17 protein-coding genes are annotated in these 20,448 nt (G+C 34.5%); 7 read left to right on the forward strand and 10 right to left on the reverse strand.

From position 1 onward, the window contains the following. Positions 1-21: 21 nt before the first annotated feature. The 3 genes from H8K90_RS05835 to H8K90_RS05845 are packed head-to-tail and all read right to left on the reverse strand — an operon-like array spanning position 22 to position 3,572. Positions 22-792: an MbnP family protein gene (locus H8K90_RS05835; RefSeq protein WP_186844981.1), complete on the reverse strand. Its 771-nt coding sequence runs from the start codon at positions 790-792 to the stop codon at positions 22-24. A gap of 2 nt (positions 793-794) precedes the next feature. Beyond that, a complete protein-coding gene (locus H8K90_RS05840; protein WP_186844982.1) occupies positions 795-2,120 on the reverse strand; it encodes a hypothetical protein in 1,326 nt (441 codons plus the stop codon). A 3-nt stretch (positions 2,121-2,123) separates the two neighbouring features. After that, positions 2,124-3,572: a choice-of-anchor B family protein gene (locus H8K90_RS05845; protein ID WP_186844983.1), complete on the reverse strand. Its 1,449-nt coding sequence runs from the start codon at positions 3,570-3,572 to the stop codon at positions 2,124-2,126. A 109-nt stretch (positions 3,573-3,681) separates the two neighbouring features. Here H8K90_RS05845 and thiL point away from each other — a divergent pair, with 109 nt between their 5' ends. Continuing rightward, the gene (gene thiL, locus H8K90_RS05850) at positions 3,682-4,734 is read left to right on the forward strand and encodes a thiamine-phosphate kinase (RefSeq protein ID WP_186844984.1); all 1,053 of its coding nucleotides are present in this window, start codon (positions 3,682-3,684) and stop codon (positions 4,732-4,734) included. Positions 4,735-5,029: 295 nt separating this feature from the next. On the opposite strand, the gene H8K90_RS05855 is transcribed toward thiL, so the two are convergent. Further along, positions 5,030-5,272, reverse strand: a complete 243-nt coding sequence (locus tag H8K90_RS05855) for a hypothetical protein (protein ID WP_186844985.1) — start codon at positions 5,270-5,272, stop codon at positions 5,030-5,032. A gap of 78 nt (positions 5,273-5,350) precedes the next feature. Next, positions 5,351-6,148 (reverse strand): alpha/beta fold hydrolase, encoded by a 798-nt coding sequence (locus H8K90_RS05860; protein WP_246457531.1) that lies wholly within the window; start codon positions 6,146-6,148, stop codon positions 5,351-5,353. Positions 6,149-6,219: 71 nt separating this feature from the next. On the opposite strand from H8K90_RS05860, the gene H8K90_RS05865 reads away from it, so the two are divergent. The 3 genes from H8K90_RS05865 to H8K90_RS05875 are packed head-to-tail and all read left to right on the forward strand — an operon-like array spanning position 6,220 to position 9,778. After that, positions 6,220-7,770, forward strand: coding sequence for a serine hydrolase (locus H8K90_RS05865; RefSeq protein ID WP_186844986.1), 1,551 nt, complete (start codon positions 6,220-6,222; stop codon positions 7,768-7,770). Continuing rightward, on the forward strand, positions 7,771-9,072 hold the full coding sequence (gene brnQ, locus H8K90_RS05870; protein ID WP_186844987.1) for a branched-chain amino acid transport system II carrier protein: 1,302 nt from the start codon (positions 7,771-7,773) through the stop codon (positions 9,070-9,072). Between the two features lie 10 nt (positions 9,073-9,082). Continuing rightward, positions 9,083-9,778, forward strand: a complete 696-nt coding sequence (locus H8K90_RS05875; protein WP_186844988.1) for a DNA adenine methylase — start codon at positions 9,083-9,085, stop codon at positions 9,776-9,778. A gap of 1 nt (position 9,779) precedes the next feature. On the opposite strand, the gene H8K90_RS05880 is transcribed toward H8K90_RS05875, so the two are convergent. Both H8K90_RS05880 and H8K90_RS05885 read right to left on the reverse strand, forming a co-directional pair. After that, positions 9,780-11,303 (reverse strand): serine hydrolase, encoded by a 1,524-nt coding sequence (locus H8K90_RS05880; RefSeq protein WP_186844989.1) that lies wholly within the window; start codon positions 11,301-11,303, stop codon positions 9,780-9,782. Then, positions 11,293-11,922, reverse strand: a complete 630-nt coding sequence (locus tag H8K90_RS05885) for a GntR family transcriptional regulator (protein ID WP_186844990.1) — start codon at positions 11,920-11,922, stop codon at positions 11,293-11,295. The genes H8K90_RS05880 and H8K90_RS05885 overlap by 11 nt, the downstream gene beginning before the upstream one ends. Positions 11,923-12,093: 171 nt before the next feature. Here H8K90_RS05885 and H8K90_RS05890 point away from each other — a divergent pair, with 171 nt between their 5' ends. Together H8K90_RS05890 and dcm are read left to right on the forward strand one after the other, a co-directional pair. After that, positions 12,094-13,422 (forward strand): aspartate kinase, encoded by a 1,329-nt coding sequence (locus H8K90_RS05890; RefSeq protein ID WP_186844991.1) that lies wholly within the window; start codon positions 12,094-12,096, stop codon positions 13,420-13,422. Positions 13,423-13,594: 172 nt separating this feature from the next. Beyond that, complete coding sequence (gene dcm, locus H8K90_RS05895) at positions 13,595-14,938, forward strand: DNA (cytosine-5-)-methyltransferase (protein WP_186844992.1); 1,344 nt, start codon at positions 13,595-13,597, stop codon at positions 14,936-14,938. On the opposite strand, the gene H8K90_RS05900 is transcribed toward dcm, so the two are convergent. The 3 genes from H8K90_RS05900 to H8K90_RS05910 all read right to left on the reverse strand — a co-directional run bounded on the left by H8K90_RS05900 (position 14,824) and on the right by H8K90_RS05910 (position 17,338). Next, positions 14,824-15,531 (reverse strand): PmeII family type II restriction endonuclease, encoded by a 708-nt coding sequence (locus tag H8K90_RS05900; RefSeq protein WP_186844993.1) that lies wholly within the window; start codon positions 15,529-15,531, stop codon positions 14,824-14,826. The genes dcm and H8K90_RS05900 overlap by 115 nt on opposite strands. A gap of 14 nt (positions 15,532-15,545) precedes the next feature. Then, positions 15,546-16,838 (reverse strand): aminopeptidase P family protein, encoded by a 1,293-nt coding sequence (locus H8K90_RS05905; protein ID WP_186844994.1) that lies wholly within the window; start codon positions 16,836-16,838, stop codon positions 15,546-15,548. 200 nt (positions 16,839-17,038) lie between these two features. Then, complete coding sequence (locus H8K90_RS05910; protein WP_186844995.1) at positions 17,039-17,338, reverse strand: hypothetical protein; 300 nt, start codon at positions 17,336-17,338, stop codon at positions 17,039-17,041. A 242-nt stretch (positions 17,339-17,580) separates the two neighbouring features. Between H8K90_RS05910 and H8K90_RS05915 the strand changes: the two genes are divergently transcribed. Then, positions 17,581-20,424, forward strand: a complete 2,844-nt coding sequence (locus H8K90_RS05915; RefSeq protein ID WP_186844996.1) for a WD40/YVTN/BNR-like repeat-containing protein — start codon at positions 17,581-17,583, stop codon at positions 20,422-20,424. Positions 20,425-20,448 lie beyond the last annotated feature (24 nt).

Below are 20,448 nucleotides of genomic sequence, written 5' to 3' on the forward strand. Positions count from 1 at the left end.
TTTAAGCATATAAATAACTAATTATTGATTAACATCTCCCAAACTAAAAACATTCTGCCCATTTTCAAACATCATGATTTGGGCTGTAGAATTTGGCATTAGCATTTGGTTATAATCATTTAAATCCCAAAGATTAGGATTTTTAAACCACTCTGCGATGTTCATATTTACTTCAATATCAATGTTGTTGGTTATTGCAATTTCACCTAAATCTACTTTAAAAAAAGTGTCTTGAGGAAATGTGGGATTTGCTCCAGGATTATCAACAGCTCGAATAACATGATAATTAAATCCTTGTTCTTGTGCGTTTGAATTGATAAACTTTCCGTCGAACTGCATATAGTGGTAACCGCCTCCTAACATGTCTGGTACATTAAAAGATTCAGAATTTAAATCGAGATAATTCTCAGCATTGTCTTCATTATCTAATCCAAAGGTAAATGACACATTGTAGTTGCCAGTTGGTATTTGGGTTTCTGGTGTAAAACTTAAATTGGTATTGTTGGTGACATCCACTAAATTATAAACGTCTAATTCAATAATTTCATTTGTACTAGATGTAAAAGTAATATCGGAAATGACATAGCGTAGTCTTTCAATACTCAATTGGTCTCCATTGGCATTAGTAAATTGAATGGTGTTGAAATCGGTATTAGTAATTATCGTTTCATCCCAATTATGAGTAAAATTAAAAGTTGTTGATACATTTGGAGTTAAATTATCATCATTGTCTTCACTGCAAGAGTAAAAACCGAGTAGTGTAATTAAGAAAAGAGGCAAAATTTTCTTCATTTTTAATCAATTTTAATAATTAGTAAGTCAGTGAAACCTTTATTTTCTATGATGTCTCCATCATTACTTGTGCTATCTCCAACCGCAATAATAGAGGCATCGTTAAGTTGTGCAATTCCATATGCAAAATCAACATTAGAACCTCCAATGGTGGTTTCCCATTGCAGATTTCCATTTGCATCTACTTCTAAAACCCATGCGTCATTTTGACCTTTATTTTCAGATACATCTATATCGCTGCTTCTAGAACTTCCAGCTAATAAAAAGCTATTATTTTGAGTTTTTACGATAGAACGAGATACATCAAAACTTGAACCTCCAATAGTTTTTTCCCAAAGTAAATTTCCGTTTGGTGATATTTTAATTAGCCACAAATCTGCAGCTCCAATATTATTAGAGACATCATTATTATCACTTCTTGTGTCGCCAGCAATTATAAAATTACCATCACTAGACTTTACAATAGCTCTTGCTTCGTCAATTTGATCTCCACCATATGATTTTTCCCAAATTAAATCGCCTAAAGCGGAAATTTTAATCACCCAAAAATCATAAGAGCCAATATTGTTAGAAATATCTGTGTCATCACTATCTGAACCTCCTGCGATAATAAAACCATTATCATCTGTTTGGATTATTCCTTCCGGAGTATCAGTAAAATTGCCACCGAAGTATCTGCTCCATTCAACATTACCAGATGCGTTTAATTTTAAAACCCAATAATCGCCACCTGCATGCAGACTTTCTCCACTTCGAGAAGAATTTCCCAAACCACCAGAAGCGGTTACATCTAATATACCAGAGATTAAATACCCTTGATCATTAGTTTGAATCACTGATATACCAGAATCTGCTCCTTGATATCCAAACGATTTTTGCCAAGATATATTTCCGTTAGCATCTAGTTTTGCTAGCCAATAATCTTGTAAACCTGCATTTTCTGTTAGATCTCCATCGCTACTGAAGCTATAACCAAGAATTGCATATCCTCCATCTTGTGTTTGTATAATGTCACTACCTCTTTCATCTGCAGTGCCACCATAAGTTTTTTGCCATTGCAATTCATCTTCAGCATTAAATTTTAAAACCCAATAATCAAAACTTTCATTTTGCTTATCAGTAATATCTCCATCCATGCTTTGGGTAAAACCTAAAATTGCATAACCTCCATCAGTGGTTGCCACAACAGATTGCGCACTATCATTTTTGCTTCCACCAAAGGTCTTTACATAGGTTACAGTGTTATCAATAGGGCTAGAGTCGTCACTACTATTACAATTTAGAAGTAACAGAAAAAATATAATATAACGTGAGGCCTTAAATAACATGTCTTAGTTATTTGCTCTAGCAATAAACATACCTCCTTCAATATCACTTATAAGGATATTTCCACTTTCAAAAAATGGATAAATGTTCCAAGCACCATTAAAGTCGGTATTGTCGTTAGCAATATAAGTGTCAATATATCCAGTTTCCGTCATTACTCCAGAAGCAATGTTTGAGATATCAATAACGCGCATTCCAGCGGCATAATTAGCGATGTAAAAAGTGTTACCGACCACATAACCATTATGGTCAATAGCTTCTGTTGGCCCAAAATAATCCATATGAAATACTGGGTTATCTAAATCTGTAAAATCGAATACAATAGTTCTTGAGTTCCCACCAAAGTCAATTTCATCAATTTCATCTCCCAGTAAAAAGTACTGCATATTTTCTGTAAACCATCCTTGATGTGTATAGCCAATATTACTATAATCTATACTCGAAATTTGAGTTGGTGCATTTTTATTGGTAACATCTATAATTACAACTTCGTTTTCATTACTTCCAATTAAAATTTCTTTACCTGTATGGTCCGCATCTGGTCCATTGTACGTTACAACTTGAGCGTCGTGAGAATAAGCATCACTAGCGTAACCTCCTGCTGCTATAGGATTAGTTGGGTTTTGAATATTTATAAAATGAGGGCCTCCACTAAACGTGTTAGAACCTACAACGTAAGCAAAACCAGAATTTTCATTTATCACAATGTTGTGAGCACTACCAAAACCGTTATAATTAGCGTCGGCTGAAAATGTTTCTGGTGGATTAGCTACATTCCTTAAACGTGTTAAATCAAAAACTTGCATGCCATGATCTGTAGCTTCACTAACGATAAAAGCATGATTATTATAAACTTTTATATCTCTCCAAAGACTAGTCGTAGTAGCTGTTGGTAGTCGACCTAAGAGAATTGGGTTTGCCGGACTAGAAATATCAACAAATGCTGAGCCTGAAGTTGTGCCAACTAAAGCATATTCTTTACCAGTGTCAGGATCTGTCCAACCCCAAGAATCATTGCCTTCAGCACCAGAACCACCTAATTCTTCAGCAGAAATATGACTCATTAAATCAAAACCGCTACATGGATAACCTCCAGCTAAGCCATTGACACATGGAAATTGAGGAAGATTGTCACCATCACAACTATCCCCAAGACCATTATTATTACTATCTTCTTGACCTGGATTTGCTATTAATGGGCAATTATCATTTACATCTAACACACCATCATTATCATCGTCATCATCACAAACATCACCAATGCCATCATTGTCAGAATCTAGTTGGTCTACATTTGCAATAGAAGGGCAATTATCAAATGCATTTAAAATAGTGTCATTATCAATATCAGAATTAGGATTATCTGTATCTTCATTAGAACAGTTTTGCAAGAACATACAGATTACACATATCGATAAAATTGAAATAATATTCTTTAGGGCATTTCGTTTCATGGACTCTTTTTTTAGCAATTTACTGTAAAAAATACATTTGTAATAAATAGCCTCATAAATAATGCCATTAATGTCTTGCTATTCAAAAAAGGCATAATATTTTTGCAATATGATAGAAGATAAAAATCCACAGCGTACTCCATTAAGTGATTTAGGAGAGTTTAAACTTATTGAACACCTAACTAAACATTTTAAAGTCTCTCAAAAGTCGACTGTTAAGAGTATTGGTGACGATGCTGCAGTATTAAGTTTTAAAAAGAAACAAGTGGTCGTTTCTACTGACTTATTAGTTGAAGGAGTTCATTTTGATTTGAGTTATGTACCCTTAAAGCATTTGGGTTACAAAGCGTTGATAGTTAACCTATCTGATGTGTATGCAATGAATGCTACTGCTACTCAGGTTACAGTATCTATTGCAGTTTCTAATCGTTTTCCTCTTGAAGCTTTAGAAGAGTTGTATGCTGGTATTACTACCGCAGCAAAATTATATAATGTTGATGTGGTTGGAGGTGATACTACATCGTCAACATCTGGATTAATAATTTCTGTTACGGCCATTGGAGAGGTTGACGAGGATAAGGTTGTATTGCGTTCAGGTGCAAAACCAAATGATTTATTAGTTGTCACTGGAGATTTAGGAGGTGCATATATGGGATTACAAATTTTAGAACGCGAAAAAGAAGTCTTTAAAGTCAACCCAAATAATCAACCAGATTTATCAATGTACACTTATATTGTTGAGCGCCAATTAAAACCGGAAGCACGAAAGGACATTGTAGAGTTATTAAATGAACTTAATGTAAAACCAACAAGTATGATAGATGTAAGTGACGGTTTATCATCTGAGGTTATTCATTTATGTAAGCAAAGTAAAGTAGGTGTAGATATATATGAAGATAAAATTCCGTTAGATCCACAGGTTATTTCAACATGTGAGGAGTTTAATATAGATAGTACAACAATTGCACTAAATGGAGGTGAGGATTATGAATTATTAATGACTATTTCGCAGGAGGATTTTCCGAAGATTAAAGGAAACCCTAATCTTACGATAATTGGGTATATGACAGATGAAGATAGAGGAATGCATTTAGTAACTAGAGCAGAGGAAAAAATTCCTATAATTGCCAAAGGTTGGAATGCACTTAAAGATCAATCATAACAAACTTCTGACTTTTTTCTAGACGCTTCACATGAACGCGATTTAGTACAGAATTAATTTCTTTAAATTTTGGAGTTAAAGGAATAAAATTACCATTTCCATCAATGGTCATCTCAGATTTACAGTTTTTACACTTATACTCTTTAACATGGTAAGTCACATTTTTGGAGACTTTATAGTCATGGCCAAATAGTGAACAGTAAACGTTTTTCATTTTTTATTTAGTCTCTTAAGGGATTAAAAGGTGTTAGAGCCTTAAAGATAACAAAATGAGTTGTTCACAAGTTATTAACATTTAATAAATCGACGAACTGAGTGTTTTTTGCTTCAAACGCATCATTCTATTATTGTAAATACGTTCTAATGCCGAATTTATTTCTTGATATTTTGGAGTCAGTTCAGTTAATCTACCATTACTATTTGTAGTTAATTGCTTTTTGCAGCATTTGCATGTGTACTCTTTAACATGGTTGGTTACTTTTTTTGTCATCTGATAGTTATGACCAAAGAAATCGCAGTAAAGTTTAGTAGGTGTCATGGCATGGTGGTTTACATTTATTTTTTTAATCTCGAGTATAAACTTAGAAAAAAAAGATAAATAAAACGTTTAAGTGAATTATTTTTCGACAAAGTGTTTTAAAAAGTAAGATAATTCTGATTTATTTTCAATGTGACTCATATGTCCTTCTGACAATTCTATATAATTAATAGAAGTGTGTTTTATTTTCTCAACGTGTTTTTCAATATCAATTAATGAGTCTTTTTTACCGAGTATTACTAACTTCTTACAATTTAGGTTATTAAAAACTTCAAATCTATTAGGCCTTAGTTTCATACCTTCTTGCGCAGCAATGTACCCTTGGACAGAAGTATGTAATGCTAATTCTAAAGCTTCATTAAATTCTTTTTCGAATTTCGTTCTGCTTTCTGCAGCAAATAAGTTAGCAAAAGACATATTAACTAAAGATTCAAAATGAGTTTTTGCCATTTCATTAGCTCTTGATCTTATGAGCTTTCGTTCGTCATCATCAGCTTCAAAAGTAGAATTCATTAAACACAAACCGTTAAATAATTCTGGTTGGTTTTCTGCTAATGCTAAAGCCACATAACCTCCCATAGAATGGCCGATAAAGTGAGCATTATTTATATTTAAATGATTTAAAACAGCAAGCACTGCTTCAGCCATAGCTTCCATGCTGTGCACATAACCTATACAATCGGTTTTTCCATGACCTAATAAATCTATGGCAACAATTTGGTGGTTTTGAGATAACTCTGGTGTTAAATTTCGCCACATATCAATATTTTCAAGAAATCCATGAAGTAAAATTATTGCAGACCCTTCTCCTTCGACATTATAATGAATTGTACTGTTTTTGTATTCTTTAATCATAACTGCAAAGATATATTTCATTAGATACTTTAGAGCTATTCATCACTAACATTTTAGTATATTTGAGTTCTTTCAAACTAAATAAAAATCGAATGTTTTTAAAACGTTTATTTTCAGTAATTCTTTTTATTTCAGCATCCACGTTATATGCTCAAATTGAAAAACAACAACTCGATAAGTTAATAAAGGAAACCCTAACCACTTTTGATGTGCCTGGCATTTCTGTAGGTATTTTTAAAGATGGAGAAGTGGTTTATGCCAAAGGTCATGGAGTGCGTTCGTTGACCAATAAAAAAGATATGAATGCCAATACCTTAGTTGGTGTGGCATCCAACAGTAAAGGTTTTACTTGTTTTGCTTTAGCGATGATGATTGAGGAAGGAAAGCTAAATTGGGATGATCCTGTACGTAAACACATTCCAGAATTTCAGTTAAACGATCCTTGGGTGACCGAAAACTTTACAGTTAGAGATTTAGTGACGCATAGAAGTGGTATGGGATTAGGAGCGGGTGATTTAATGTTTTTTCCTGAAGGAAATGATTTCAACGTTATCGATGTCATTAAAAACGTAAAGTATCTAGAACCTGAAACCTCATTTAGAAGCAAATTCGCTTACAATAATAATATGTTCATTATTGCTGGTGAAGTTTTAAAGCGTGTAAGTGGTTTGTCTTGGGAAGACTTTATTGAAACCAAGATTATGAAACCTGTTGGAATGACAAGTTCTAAGGCATCCTACAACAGAGTTACAGATAAATCTAATATCATCGATGCTCATACCAGAGCAGAAGGTAAGGTGATTCAGATTCCGCACGATTGGAGTGAAACTGCTAATGCAGCTGGAGGCATTGTAAGTAACGTGCCAGATATGTTAACATGGGCAAAATTCTTAATGAATGATGCGGTGACTGAAAATGGTGAACGTTTGTTGAGTGTAGCACAATTTCATGAGCTTTGGCAATTGCAAACTCCGCTTAAAGTAAGCGCAACCGATATTTACGATTCTAACTTTAGAGGTTATGGTTTAGGTTGGTTTCTTACAGATGTAAAAGGAGGTCATAAACAAGTGTATCATACAGGTGGATTAATAGGAACGGTGACGCAGTTTACCATGATTCCAGATTTAGATTTAGCCATCGTTGTGCTGACGAACCAGATGAATGGTATGGCATTCAATACTATTACTAATACCATTAAAGATTCGTATTTAGGTTATGAAAACCGTAATTGGCTAGAAAATTATGGTAAACGTAATGCAGATTACTTAAAATATAACGACAGTTTAAAAGCTGAGGTTTATAATAAGGTTAAAAAAGCAAAAACAAACGTTGCCATTCCAGACTCAAAACAAATTGTAGGCACCTACACTGATGATTGGTTTGGTGATATTATCATTTCTCATGATGGAAAAACTTACAGTATTAAGTGTGAACGTTCGCCAAGATTGTTTGGTGAACTGCTACCATACAACGCAACCACTTTTGTTGTAAAATGGAATGACCGAAGTTATGATGCAGATGTGTTTATGCAATTCACCTTTAATGAAAAAGAGGAAGCGGTTGCTGCAACCATGAAATACATTGCGCCAATTACCGACTTTAGTTTCGATTTTCACGATTTAGAACTAATAAAGACCAACTAAGTGAACATACAACGTAAAGAACTTTTAGTCACAAGTTTTGCCTTATTCTCGCTGTTTTTTGGAGCAGGAAACTTGTTATTACCACCATTATTAGGTTATAACGCAGGTGAAAATTGGTTTTGGGTCACTGTAGGTTTTATGATTACTGCTGTGGTGATTCCTATTGTCGGAATTTTAGCGCATGCGAGATTACAAGGTACTTTATACGATTTTGGTAAAAAAGTATCACCAACCTTTAGTTTAATTTATTGTATTCTTATTTATATCATAGCAGTTGCAATTCCATCACCAAGAACAGCAGCTGCCACGCACGAAATTGCGATTCATCCTGCCTTTGGAACAAGTCCATTATTAACCAGTGCCATTTACTTTTCACTCGTTTTAGTATTTGTCCTCAATCGTTCAAAAATTTTGAATCTCATAGGTAAGTTTCTAACTCCATTTATTGTAATCATGCTCTTGGCAGTCATTGGTATTGGACTTTCAACTTCAACATTTGCTACAGGAATCTCACAATTTGAAACACCAATTGTTACAGGAATTTTAGAAGGCTACCAAACTTTTGATGCTATTGGAGCCGTCGTTGTTGGAGCTGTAATTATTGTGTCCTTGAACTTTAAAAACATGAAGGTGAGTCAGTTTGAATCTAAACGCAAGCTCATCAGACAATCCGGATTTATAGCGGGTGCAGGCTTGTTTGTAATTTATGCAGGATTGATTTCGGTTGGAGCCTATTATGGATCTGAAATTGAAGTCAACGCTGAACTCAGTAGCGATATGCAGCGTGCTAATTTACTGCGAGGCATTAGTATAGCATCCTTAGGTGAATTTGGAAATACCGTTTTAAGTATTCTCATTTCTCTAGCTTGTTTTACGACTGCGATTGGCATTGTAGCCGGAACCGCAGATTATTTTAAAGGCTTATTAAACGATTCGCAAGTCGTTTATATTATTACGGCAATAATTGCTTGTATTCTAGGAGTTGTTGTTGGTCAGCTCGATTTTAATAGTATTATAATGGTGGCAATTCCGGTTTTGTTATTTATTTATCCTATAACCATAGTGCTAATTCTTTTGAATGTATTACCAGAAAAACTAGCCACCTCATTAGTGTTTAGAGCTGTAGTAATAGTTACTTTTATATTCAGCATTCCAGATGTTATAGGTTTTTTAAGTCCTTCGGAAGGGTTAAAAACGGTAACGAGTTACATTCCTTTTGCTAGTCAAAGTTTGGGTTGGGTGTTACCTGCTTTAGTCGTTTTTGTGTTGACTTCACTACTTCAACTTAATAAAAAAAATTAGGATGAAGTACATGGGAAGCAAGGCACGCTTTGCTAAAGATTTATTACCTATAATTCTGAAAGATAGACAGCCAAACCAAACGTATCTCGAGCCGTTTGCAGGTGGTATGAATATGATAGACAAGGTTGATGGTATTCGTATTGCTAATGACCAACACCAAGAACTTATGGCTATGTGGCAAGCCTTAATTATTGAAAATTGGGATCCACCACAATTGGTAACCGAAGAAGAATACAAGCATATAAAATACAACCAAGAAGACTACCCAAAACACTTGGTAGGTTATGTTGGGTTTAATTCTTTTGGTGGTAAATGGTTTGCAGGTTACAGACGGGATAAAGAAGGTAAGCGCGATTATTGGGGCGAACACTATCGGAATATCACCAAACAAGTACCAAATTTAGATGGTGTGATTTTATCTTGTAAATCGTATTTAGAATTAGACATTCCAAAAAACAGCATTGTGTATTGCGATCCACCTTATGCTTCAACAACTAAATATCGCGATGCTTTTAATCACGACCAATTTTGGGATTGGTGCAGACAGCAAAGTAAAGCTGGCCATCAAGTTTTTATAAGTGAGTATGATGCACCAGACGATTTTAAGTGCATTTGGGAAAAAGGCTCAAAAACTACCTTTTCTTGGCATGCTGAAAACCTATCGACCAAAGAAAGTGTGGAGCGGTTGTTTATTTACAATCCTTAATCTATTCGTTATTTAGTCGCATTAAGGCGTCTTTCCCTTTTTCGTAATTAGGATTAATCTCCAGTGTTTTTTCGTAACATTTTTTGGCATTTATGGTATCTTGAAGATTAAGGTGTGCATTTCCTAAAAGTCGCCAAGCGTAAGTGGATGTGTCATCAATTGTAGTGTAGTAGCTGAGAATTTCTTTCGTGTCTTTCCAATGTTTACCATTTTCTAAAATAGCACCAACAGTTAAAATATCTTCATCATTTACATAGTAAATATCAGTGGTATCTGTTTTCATTTCATTCCAAAGTAAAAGGGCTTTATCTAATCCTTGAGATTTATAAGTTTCAGAAAATTTATATCGCGCAGATACCTTATAATCTTTTGGTTTTTCATTAAAAATAACTTCAGAAGCAGCATTAATAATTCGGCCAGTTCTAGCAAAATCCCTATTGGCCATGACTACTATAGATATATTATCATCAGGAAAAATGTACATTATAGACTCAAAGCCTGTATCAGCTCCAGTATGCATAATTATTGGTCGGTCTAAATACGATTGTAAAAACCAACTTAAACCTATTTTATCTCCCCAAGGAGTATCGTAGGTAGGTTCAACAAACTTATTAAAGTGTGCTTTATCTAAAACTTCCTGACCATTGTATGTGCCATTGTTTACATGCATTATGCCCCATTTACACATGTCTAATAGTGTTGCTTGTAGTCCAGAACTTGGCAAATATTTATCTGTATGCGGATACGGTTGCCATTCTTGGTTAGTTAGTCCATAAGAATAGGATTTCGCCCAATGTTTTGGTAGACTGTCTATAGGTTTATTATACGTGCTTTCTGTCATACCAGTTGGTTCGAGTATGTGCTTAGAAACATATTCTGAAAAAGACATTCCACTTACGCGTGTTATCAATACACCTAAAATATCAAAAGCCGAATTGCTATAACTAAACTGTGTGCCTGGTTCAAAATCGAGCTCAAAGTTTTTAACGTTTTCTAGATTTTCTTCCAATGCATTAATACCAACTTTAGGACTTAACCAATCGTCCGCACTTACATGTCTAGGAATACCTGAAGTGTGATTAAGAATATGTTGAATAGTAATGTTTTTATAAGCGTCACTTTTCATGGTAAATTCCGGAATATACTTCACAATAGAATCCGAAAGTTTTAGTTTTCCTTGCTGAACTAATTTTACAATGGCTGCAGCTGTAAAAGGTTTGGAAACAGAAGCGATATGAAAACGTGTTTTAAAGCTAGCTTCTTCTTGGGTTTCAATATTAGCAAAGCCAAAAGTTTTAGCATAAATAATGTCATCACCTTTTGTAATTCCAATGGCTAAACCAGTCGTATTATCAGTAAGTGTTCTGAGTTTGTTAACGTAAGGAGTTAATAGGCTATCTATATGATTTCCTAATTCTGTTTTTACTAAAGTGGTCTGACTTTTTGTTTCTGTTTTTGAGTCTTTGCTGCAACTTAAAAGAAAAACAATAATGCTAAAGAAGCCTATGATGTGTTTACTGTTCATGATGATTTTGATTGATGTGTTTTATACTAATCGCCCAATTCTCTTGTAGAATTTTTATAGCTTTTGAAAGGGCATTGCTCTCTAAAGCATCGATAAGAGCGTTATGCATCTCAACAGAATTGTTATGTGGTACATGTGTCATATACACATGCTCATAGATAAATATCCTAAGACGAATATCCTCTATGAGTTTATGCGCATATTGATTGGTGTGCGATTTAATTAAGCATTTATGAAATGCCATATCCAGCTTAAGACGTTCTGTAGCATGCGATGCTTTGGCAAAATTGGCATTAATCAGTTTCAATTCAGCTAGCTGTGCTTTTGTAAATGAAGATTGTTTTACGGCAGCACTTTCTAGCATTGTTATCAGTTCATAAAGTTCTAAAGCTTCATTGGTATTAAGTTCGGTAACAAAAAAACCACGATTTGGAATGTACGTCACGATTCCTGTTTCTACCAATTGACTTAAAGCTTCACGAACTGGAGTCGCACTAACCTCTAAAGCCTCAGCAATACTAGGTAATGAGATACGATGACCAGGAGCTATTTTGCCTTCTGCCATCTGATTTAACAAAATCGTTTTAACGTCTTTTCTAAGGTTTTGTATCGTTATCATGAATCAAATATAATATATCATATATGATTTAACAAATACTTATTCGTGTTTTTGAAATTGATCCGATAAATGTTATATAATTAACATTCTGTAAAAAGTTATACTAATTTTTACATTTCTAAGGAAATATTTAGCGTCACTTATACATTTGTAGCCTAAAATAGACACATTATGTTAGTATATAAGTTTGGCGGCACATCTGTTGGTTCTGTAGTTAACATGAACCATGTAAAAGACATCATAAGTTCAACCGGAAAAAAGATTGTGGTACTTTCTGCAATGTCTGGTACAACAAATGCTTTGGTAGAGATTTCGGAATTAATAAAAACAAACGAACTTGCTCAGGCCAAAAACAAAATTAGCCAATTGCACCAAACCTATAAGGCTACGGTTGCTGATTTAATTCAACAGGAAACCTTACGCGAAGAAGTCAGCACGTACGTTACTTCAATTTTTGATGCCTTATTAGCATGTGTCAATCAACCACATTCCACATTGTTACATAATACTATAGTAGCCAATGGTGAGTTGTTATCCACATTTATGTTTAGCAGATTATTACAACAAGAAGGTTTTAATGCAAGGCTTTTGCCTGCCTTAGATTTTATGCGAATTGATAGCAATAACGAGCCTGATAATTTTTACATCAAGCAAAACCTAAATCGTTTAATCAATAGTTCTGAAGCCGCTGATATTTATATCACTCAAGGTTTTATTTGTCTCGATGCTGAAGGCCAAATCACCAACCTACAACGTGGAGGCAGTGATTACACAGCAACCATTATTGGTTCAGCTATTGAAGCAGATGAGGTGCAAATCTGGACAGACATTGACGGATTCCATAACAACGATCCACGTTTTGTGCAAGATACTACAGCCTTATCGCATTTGTCTTACGACGAAGCTGCAGAGCTCGCCTATTTTGGCGCTAAAATTTTACATCCACAAACGGTAATGCCAGTGCGTAGTTTAGATATTCCGTTGCGCTTAAAAAACACCATGGCACCAGAAGCACATGGTACGTTAATTACCAACCAAATTCATGGTGAAGGTATTAAAGCCATTGCCGCAAAAGATGGCATTACAGCCATTAAAATAAAGTCGGTACGTATGTTATTGGCACACGGCTTTTTAAAGAAAGTCTTTGAGGTTTTTGAAAAGTACGAAACGTCTATAGACATGATTACCACCTCTGAAATTGCAGTGTCCTTAACCATAGACGACGTTACCCATTTAGAAGCCATCACAGAAGAACTCGAAAAATTCGCCACCGTAGAAATCGACGATTATATGAGTATTGTTTGCCTTGTTGGTAACCAAATTATTTACCATCCAGACACGCCAGAACTCTTCCAAGTCTTACAAGATGTTAATGTACGTATGATTGCTTATGGAGGTAGTAACAACAACATTTCACTATTGGTAAATACTAGCGATAAGTTAGAAACCTTGCAGAAGTTACAGCGTTATGTTTTTGAGGAGAGTGTTGTTGGAGTTTAGAAAAATCATCAAATCATTAAGAGCTTAAATCGGCTAGAATCATCTCAGTGTGGTAGTTTGTTTAAGAGGAATGTTATTCTGACAATTTATTTAGTATAATAAATCTTAAATCAAATCTTTTATATTTAAAAAATACGTTTAAATTTGTAACCATTGTATAAGGTTGTATAATATGGTTACAAAAGATTATTATTCGCTTTCAGAAGCTGCCGAAAAACTTGGCAAAAGTAAAGAAACTCTTAGAAGATGGGATAGAGATGAAAAATTGATTGCAGCTAGAGAACCCATTAGTGATTATAGAATTTATAAGAAATCAGAAATTGATTCTTTAATTGGGTTGTTTGATGATGAAATTGAGGAAACTACGAATAATTTTGAAGAGCCTTTTAAGGAATACAAAGTTTTAGAATTATTTGCAGGAGCTGGTGGTCTTGCAATTGGTTTAGAAAAAGCTGGAATAAAATGTGTTGCTTTAAATGAAATAGATAAATGGGCTTGTCAAACACTGAGAGAAAATAGACCTAATTGGAATGTATTGGAAGGTGATATCAAAAGTTTTAATTTCGAAAAATATAGAAATGTAGTTGATGTTGTTACAGGTGGGTTTCCATGTCAAGCATTTAGTTATGCAGGAAAGAAATTAGGGTTAGAAGATGCAAGAGGAACTCTGTTTTATGAATTTGCAAGGGTCGTAAATGAGGTTAAACCTCCTATTTGTATTGGTGAAAATGTAAAAGGCTTATTGTCACATGAAAAAGGGAAAACACTTCAGGGTATGATATCTATTCTAGACGAAATTGGATACAATGTTGTTCCTGTTAAGGTGTTAAAGGCTATCAATTATAATGTTCCACAGAAACGAGAAAGATTGATTTTGGTTGGTATTAGAAAAGATGTTGAAGTTAATTATGAATATCCGAAACCATATAACAAAATTTATAATCTTGTGGATGCTTTAAAAAAAGGGGACTTATATGATTCTGATGTTCCTAAATCTGAAGGCTCAAAATACCCTCAACATAAAAAGGAAGTTTTAGATTTAGTACCTCCAAAAGGTTATTGGAGAGATTTACCACTAGATATTCAGAAAGAATTTATGGGTAAAAGTTTTTATTTAGGGGGAGGAAAAACAGGAATGGCAAGAAGAATTGGTTGGGATGAGCCGAGCTTAACTCTAACATGTAGTCCTGCCCAAAAACAAACAGAGCGTTGTCATCCAGATGAAACACGACCTTTTACGGTTAGAGAATATGCAAGAATTCAAACATTTCCTGATGAGTGGAAATTCATGGGTTCTGTTTCTCAGCAATATAAACAAATAGGAAATGCAGTTCCTTGTAATTTGGGTCTGGAAGTTGGTTATTCTATTATTAAGTTTTTAAATAAACTTTATCGGAATAATCAGGAAAATTTAGCTTCTATTTCTATTGATAAAGCATCAATAGTTTCCTCTAATACTTTTGTTCCATCGACTTCTAGGGCAACATCACCAACAGCATCGATGAGTTCAAAATAAAAATCATCTTTTCCTGTTAACCTATGCCAAAACGATTTACCAATAATTACGGGGTATCTTTCGTTTATTCTTTTGTAATGTGAACTTAATTCAATTTCCTCACCATAGATAACTCCAACAATCATGTCGTTAATTCCGATGTTTAAGTTATTTGTTCTGCCTAAGTTAATAGTCCCTTGAAAATGACCAAATATGGTTTCAACGTCATCGTGGTTTATTGTATTAGGTCCGGATTTTAATTGGCAATATTTTTTACTACCATCTATAGCATCAATAAATTCAATATCTATTCCTGGTGTTGTAGACCCGAATCCTTCAAAAAGTTCACTAATTAGTTTTTGAATTCTCATACCAAATGAAGTGTTGATTGATGAGCCTAATACCCTAGGTAGTACCAAAGCCTCAGCGATACTTCTAGGGTCATCGTTACCTTTTAAAAAATTAGCTAAATACTTAAACAGAAAAGGGTTTACATTGTAATTCGATAATTTCCCAGCTTTTGCACAGGCTCTGGTAATATGTGATTCAACTATTTCATCTCTAAAAAACTGTTTTGCTTTTTCTAAAAGTAATAAACGTTGCTCGTTATTCATTTTTGATAATATTTTTAAGAATTCATAATCTCCTCAATCTCCTCAACCTCAATAGGAATATTACGCATCAAATTAAAAGGTTCTCCATTGTCTTGTATCACCACATCATCTTCCAAACGGATGCCAAAACCTTCATCTGGAATATAAATACCAGGTTCTACGGTAAAGACCATATTGGCTTGCATAGGTTCGTGTAGTAAACCATAATCGTGCGTGTCTAATCCCATATGGTGCGACGTGCCATGCATAAAGTATTTTTTATAGGCTGGCCAATCTGAGTTTTCGTTTTGTACATCGGCTTTGTCTAAAAGGCCAAGACCTAAAAGTTCAGACGTCATAAGTTTGCCAACTTCAATATGGTATTGTTCCCAAAGCGTACCAGGAACAAGCATTTTTGTGGCTTCGTTTTTTACGCGTAGGACGGCATTGTAAACCGCTTTTTGGCGGTCGTTGTACTTACCAGAAACAGGAATGGTACGCGTCATATCACTCGAGTAATTGGCATATTCTGCGCCTGCGTCGATAAGAATCAATTCGCCAGCTTTACACTGTTGGTTGTTCTCTATATAATGTAACACGTTAGCGTTGTTTCCAGAACCTATAATCGGAGTATAAGCAAAACCTCTAGAACGGTTATTGAGGAATTCGTGCATGAATTCGGCTTCGAGATTGTATTCCCAAACACCTGGTTTTGTAAATTGTAGAACACGTCTAAAGCCTTTTTCGGTAATGTTACAAGCTTGCTGAATTAAATCGATTTCAATCTGGTCTTTTACTGAACGCAAACGTTGCAAAATAGGATTGCTCTTTGCCACACTATGCGCAGGATATTTGTCTTTTAGCCATTTTGTAAAACGGTCTTCGCGTGTTTCGGTTTCTACATTAGCTCTGTAATGCTCGTTGGTGTTAATATAAACCGTATCGCATTGGGTCATAATTTCGAACATCACTTTTTCTAGGTCTTGCAACCAGTACACAGTTTTTATACCAGAAGTTTCAAAGGCTTTTTCTTTGGTCAGTTTTTCACCTTCCCAAATAGCAATGTGCTCGTTGGTTTCTTTTAAGAATAAAATCTCACGATGCTTTTCCTTTGGACAATCTGGAAACAGTACCAAAATACTTTCTTCCTGATCCACACCACTTAAATAAAAAATATCTCTATGTTGCTGAAAAGGCATGGTGCTATCTGCACTAATTGGGTAAATATCGTTAGAATTAAAAACCGCCAAACTGCTTGGTTGCATAAACTTGGCAAAGTTTTTACGGTTTTTTATAAAGAGGTTGCGGTCTATTAAATCGTATTTCATTTGAAAATTTTTATTGTATTAATCTGCAATATAAATCGTTGCCATTCTGAATTTATTTCAGAATCTGAAACAAGTTCAGATGGACAAAAACTAATTGTTGAACAAAATCTTAATTAAGTGTTTCAAAAATACCAATTTGCTAGGCATAAAAAAAGGCAATCTGTAATAAGATTGCCTTCATTTGTATAATTTGGTAAAAGTTATTTAGCCATTGCTTTTTTCACCATGCCAATAATAGCCATAAGGATACCACCACCAACACCACCTCCAGCAACGCTGCCTAAAATGCTTGTTAGATCCATACTCGCAGAAGCCTCTGCAGCTTCAGCACCACCAAGGCCTAACATGCCCATAACGGTTCCGCCAAGTCCTCCACCGAGAATTCCAACGACTGAATTCCAAAGTGTTCCTAAAGATGATCCTTTCATAAGCTTGCCAGCGATATTTCCACCGACAGCTCCGCTGACCAATTGAATAATTAAAGGTAAATACTCTTCCATTTTAATATAAATTTATTAGTTAATCGCGCTCAATGTAATGAAATTATTTAAAAAAATGTTAAAAAATAATGAAATTGATATATTTTGAGGGTCAAAATTATCAAATAAACAAAAAGCAGATAGTGTTAAACTTTAGTTGTCGTTCTTTATAATTCTGATGGAAATGATTAATTTTAGAAACTTGATAAAGTAAAAAAGACTGTCTAATTATGACAGTTTTAAAAAGCTAAAAACCAACCAACATGTCACATTCAAAATTCCTAACGCTCATCTTATTTGTGAGCTCATTTTTTGCCATTGCGCAACAACCAGCAACATCTGCTGAAACTGTAAAAAAAGCATTAGAACAAAAAGAAGCAATGATGCAATCGTCATTGGTTAAAAATGTGCCTTTTGAAAATATTGGACCAACAGTGATGAGTGGTCGTGTGGTCGATGTAGATGCAAATCCAGAGATGCCTTCAGAGTTTTATGTAGGTTATGCGTCTGGTGGTGTTTGGCATACAACTAATAATGGAACCTCATTTACACCAATTTTAGATAATGCGGTTACTCAAAATGTAGGAGATATTGCTGTCGATTGGAAAACCAGAACCATTTGGGTTGGTACAGGAGAAAATAACAGCTCTCGATCTAGTTATGCAGGTATTGGGATATTAAAATCTACAGATAATGGTAAAACATGGGAACATGTTGGCTTAGAAGATTCGCATCATATAGGTCGTATTCTTATTAATCCAAATAATCCGGATGAAGTGGTTATTGGAGCTACTGGTCATTTGTATTCTCCTAATGACGAACGTGGTATTTATAAAACGACTGATGGAGGAAAAACATGGGACAAAACCTTGTTTGTAGATACTATGAGCGGAATTATTGATGTGCAACACGCACCAGGTAATTTTGATGTAATGATGGCATCGTCTTGGACACGAGATCGAAAAGCATGGAATTTTACAGGAAGTGGTGAAGGGTCTGCCATCTATAAAAGTACAGATGGAGGAGATACTTGGGAAAAAGTGTCCACTGCAAAAAGCGGCTTTCCGACAGGAGATGGTGTTGGTAGAATTGGTATTGCAATGTTTAACGAAAATATAGTGTATGCATTACACGACAGTCAGTTTCATAGAAAAAGCGAGGCTAAAAAAAGAGAATCTTCTGGGTTAACGAAAGATGATTTTAAAACCATGAGTGTTTCAGATTTTATGAAGCTCGAAGACAAAGCGCTTAACACCTATTTAAAAACTAATGGATTTCAAGAAAAATACAGAGCTTCTAACGTTAAACAATTAGTAAGTAGTGGCAGTGTAAAACCAATAGATTTAGCTCACTACCTAGAAGATGCTAATGCGATGTTGTTTGATACTCCTGTTGTTGGTGCCGAAGTTTACAAAAGTACTGATGGCGGAAAAACATGGAAAAAAACACACAAGGATTATATAGATGGCTTATACTTTAGTTATGGTTATTATTTTGGAGAAATTAGAGTAAGTCCAAAAGACGAAAACGGAATCTACATCATGGGAGTTCCATTTTTAAAATCTAAAGATGGTGGAAAATCATTCACTTCTATTAGTCGTGAAAATGTGCACTCAGATCATCAGGCTTTATGGATAAATCCAAACAATCCTAATCATTTAATTAATGGTAACGATGGAGGCTTAAACATGAGTTACGATGATGGAGAGCATTGGACAAAGTTAAATTCACTTTCAGTAGGGCAGTTTTATTCAATTAATGTAGATAATGAAAAACCATACAATGTTTATGGTGGTTTACAAGATAATGGAGTTTGGGTTGGTGCAAACAATGCCAGACAAAATAGTAGCTGGCACCAAAGTGGTAAATATCCATGGGAATCTATTATGGGAGGAGATGGTATGCAAGTACAGATTGATAATAGAGACGCAAACTTAGTATATACTGGTTTTCAGTTCGGAAATTATTATAGAATAAATAGAGAAACCGGTGAGTTTAAACGTTTAGATATAAAGCATACTTTAGGCGAAACACCTTATAGATTCAACTGGCAAACACCAATTTTATTATCACCACATAATCAAGACATCTTGTATTTAGGAGGTAATAAATTAATGCGTTCTATGAATAAAGGAAACGATTGGGAAGCTATAAGTGGAGATTTAACCAATGGAGGTAAAAAAGGAAATGTGGCTTATGGCACCTTAACTTCTATTAGCGAAAGTCCATTTCAATTCGGATTAATTTATGCTGGAAGTGATGATGGTATGGTTAGTGTGACTAAAAATTCTGGAGGCAGTTGGACCAATATTACAGGAAATTTACCAAAAGATTTATGGGTAAGTAGAGTTATTGCTTCGCAACACAAAAAGGAACGTGTTTATGTAACATTGAATGGATATCGTTGGGACGACTTTAAAGTATATGTTTATATGAGTGATAATTATGGACAAACTTGGAAAGATATAAGTGGTAACATACCAACATCTCCGGTAAATGTAATTAAAGAAGATCCTTCAAACGAAGGTATTTTATACTTAGGAACCGATAATGGAGCTTATGTGTCTTTTAATAATGGTGACTCTTGGGAGGCGTTTTCAAACGGATTACCAAATGTTGCTGTGCATGATATGGTTATTCAACCAGAGGCAAAAGACTTATTATTAGGTACACATGGTCGAAGTATTTATAAAGCGAATATTGCCACGTTGCAAAAGATGAATTCAGATATGCAGTCTAAAACGATTTCAATTTTCGAAATGAGTCCTATCCGCTCTTCTGGTCGTTGGGGAAGTTCGCGTAGTCAATGGTCTAATGCTTTTGAGCCTAATGAAACGATTCAATTTTATAGCGCTGATTCGGGATCAAAAACAATTAAAATTTTATCAGAAAAAGGAGCAGAGCTAAATAGAATCAAGGTTAACGCTGATAAAGGTTTTAACTATGTAGATTACAATTTAGAATTAACTGAAAAAGGAAAAAAAGCCTTAATGAAAGAAAATACAAGTATTAAGGTTAAAAAATCTGGTAATGGAAAATATTATTTACCAAAAGGTATTTATACAGTTCAAATAGATAATGCTAAGACAAAGCTTGATATTAAATAATAAAAGCTAATTAAAACGATTCTA

Origin of the sequence: Winogradskyella echinorum (genome assembly GCF_014297365.1) — a bacterium.
Lineage (GTDB): Bacteria > Bacteroidota > Bacteroidia > Flavobacteriales > Flavobacteriaceae > Winogradskyella > Winogradskyella echinorum.

Coding starts and splice junctions, on each gene's coding strand:
- H8K90_RS05875 (WP_186844988.1), top strand. CDS start 9,083: ATGGGAAGCAAGGCACGCTTTGCTAAAGATTTATTACCTATAATTCTG.
- H8K90_RS05855 (WP_186844985.1), bottom strand. CDS start 5,272: ATGACACCTACTAAACTTTACTGCGATTTCTTTGGTCATAACTATCAG.
- H8K90_RS05910 (WP_186844995.1), bottom strand. CDS start 17,338: ATGGAAGAGTATTTACCTTTAATTATTCAATTGGTCAGCGGAGCTGTC.
- dcm (WP_186844992.1), top strand. CDS start 13,595: ATGGTTACAAAAGATTATTATTCGCTTTCAGAAGCTGCCGAAAAACTT.
- H8K90_RS05900 (WP_186844993.1), bottom strand. CDS start 15,531: ATGAATAACGAGCAACGTTTATTACTTTTAGAAAAAGCAAAACAGTTT.
- H8K90_RS05880 (WP_186844989.1), bottom strand. CDS start 11,303: ATGAACAGTAAACACATCATAGGCTTCTTTAGCATTATTGTTTTTCTT.
- H8K90_RS05845 (WP_186844983.1), bottom strand. CDS start 3,572: ATGAAACGAAATGCCCTAAAGAATATTATTTCAATTTTATCGATATGT.
- H8K90_RS05865 (WP_186844986.1), top strand. CDS start 6,220: ATGTTTTTAAAACGTTTATTTTCAGTAATTCTTTTTATTTCAGCATCC.
- H8K90_RS05885 (WP_186844990.1), bottom strand. CDS start 11,922: ATGATAACGATACAAAACCTTAGAAAAGACGTTAAAACGATTTTGTTA.
- H8K90_RS05835 (WP_186844981.1), bottom strand. CDS start 792: ATGAAGAAAATTTTGCCTCTTTTCTTAATTACACTACTCGGTTTTTAC.
- H8K90_RS05890 (WP_186844991.1), top strand. CDS start 12,094: ATGTTAGTATATAAGTTTGGCGGCACATCTGTTGGTTCTGTAGTTAAC.
- thiL (WP_186844984.1), top strand. CDS start 3,682: ATGATAGAAGATAAAAATCCACAGCGTACTCCATTAAGTGATTTAGGA.
- H8K90_RS05905 (WP_186844994.1), bottom strand. CDS start 16,838: ATGAAATACGATTTAATAGACCGCAACCTCTTTATAAAAAACCGTAAA.
- H8K90_RS05860 (WP_246457531.1), bottom strand. CDS start 6,148: ATGAAATATATCTTTGCAGTTATGATTAAAGAATACAAAAACAGTACA.
- H8K90_RS05915 (WP_186844996.1), top strand. CDS start 17,581: ATGTCACATTCAAAATTCCTAACGCTCATCTTATTTGTGAGCTCATTT.
- H8K90_RS05840 (WP_186844982.1), bottom strand. CDS start 2,120: ATGTTATTTAAGGCCTCACGTTATATTATATTTTTTCTGTTACTTCTA.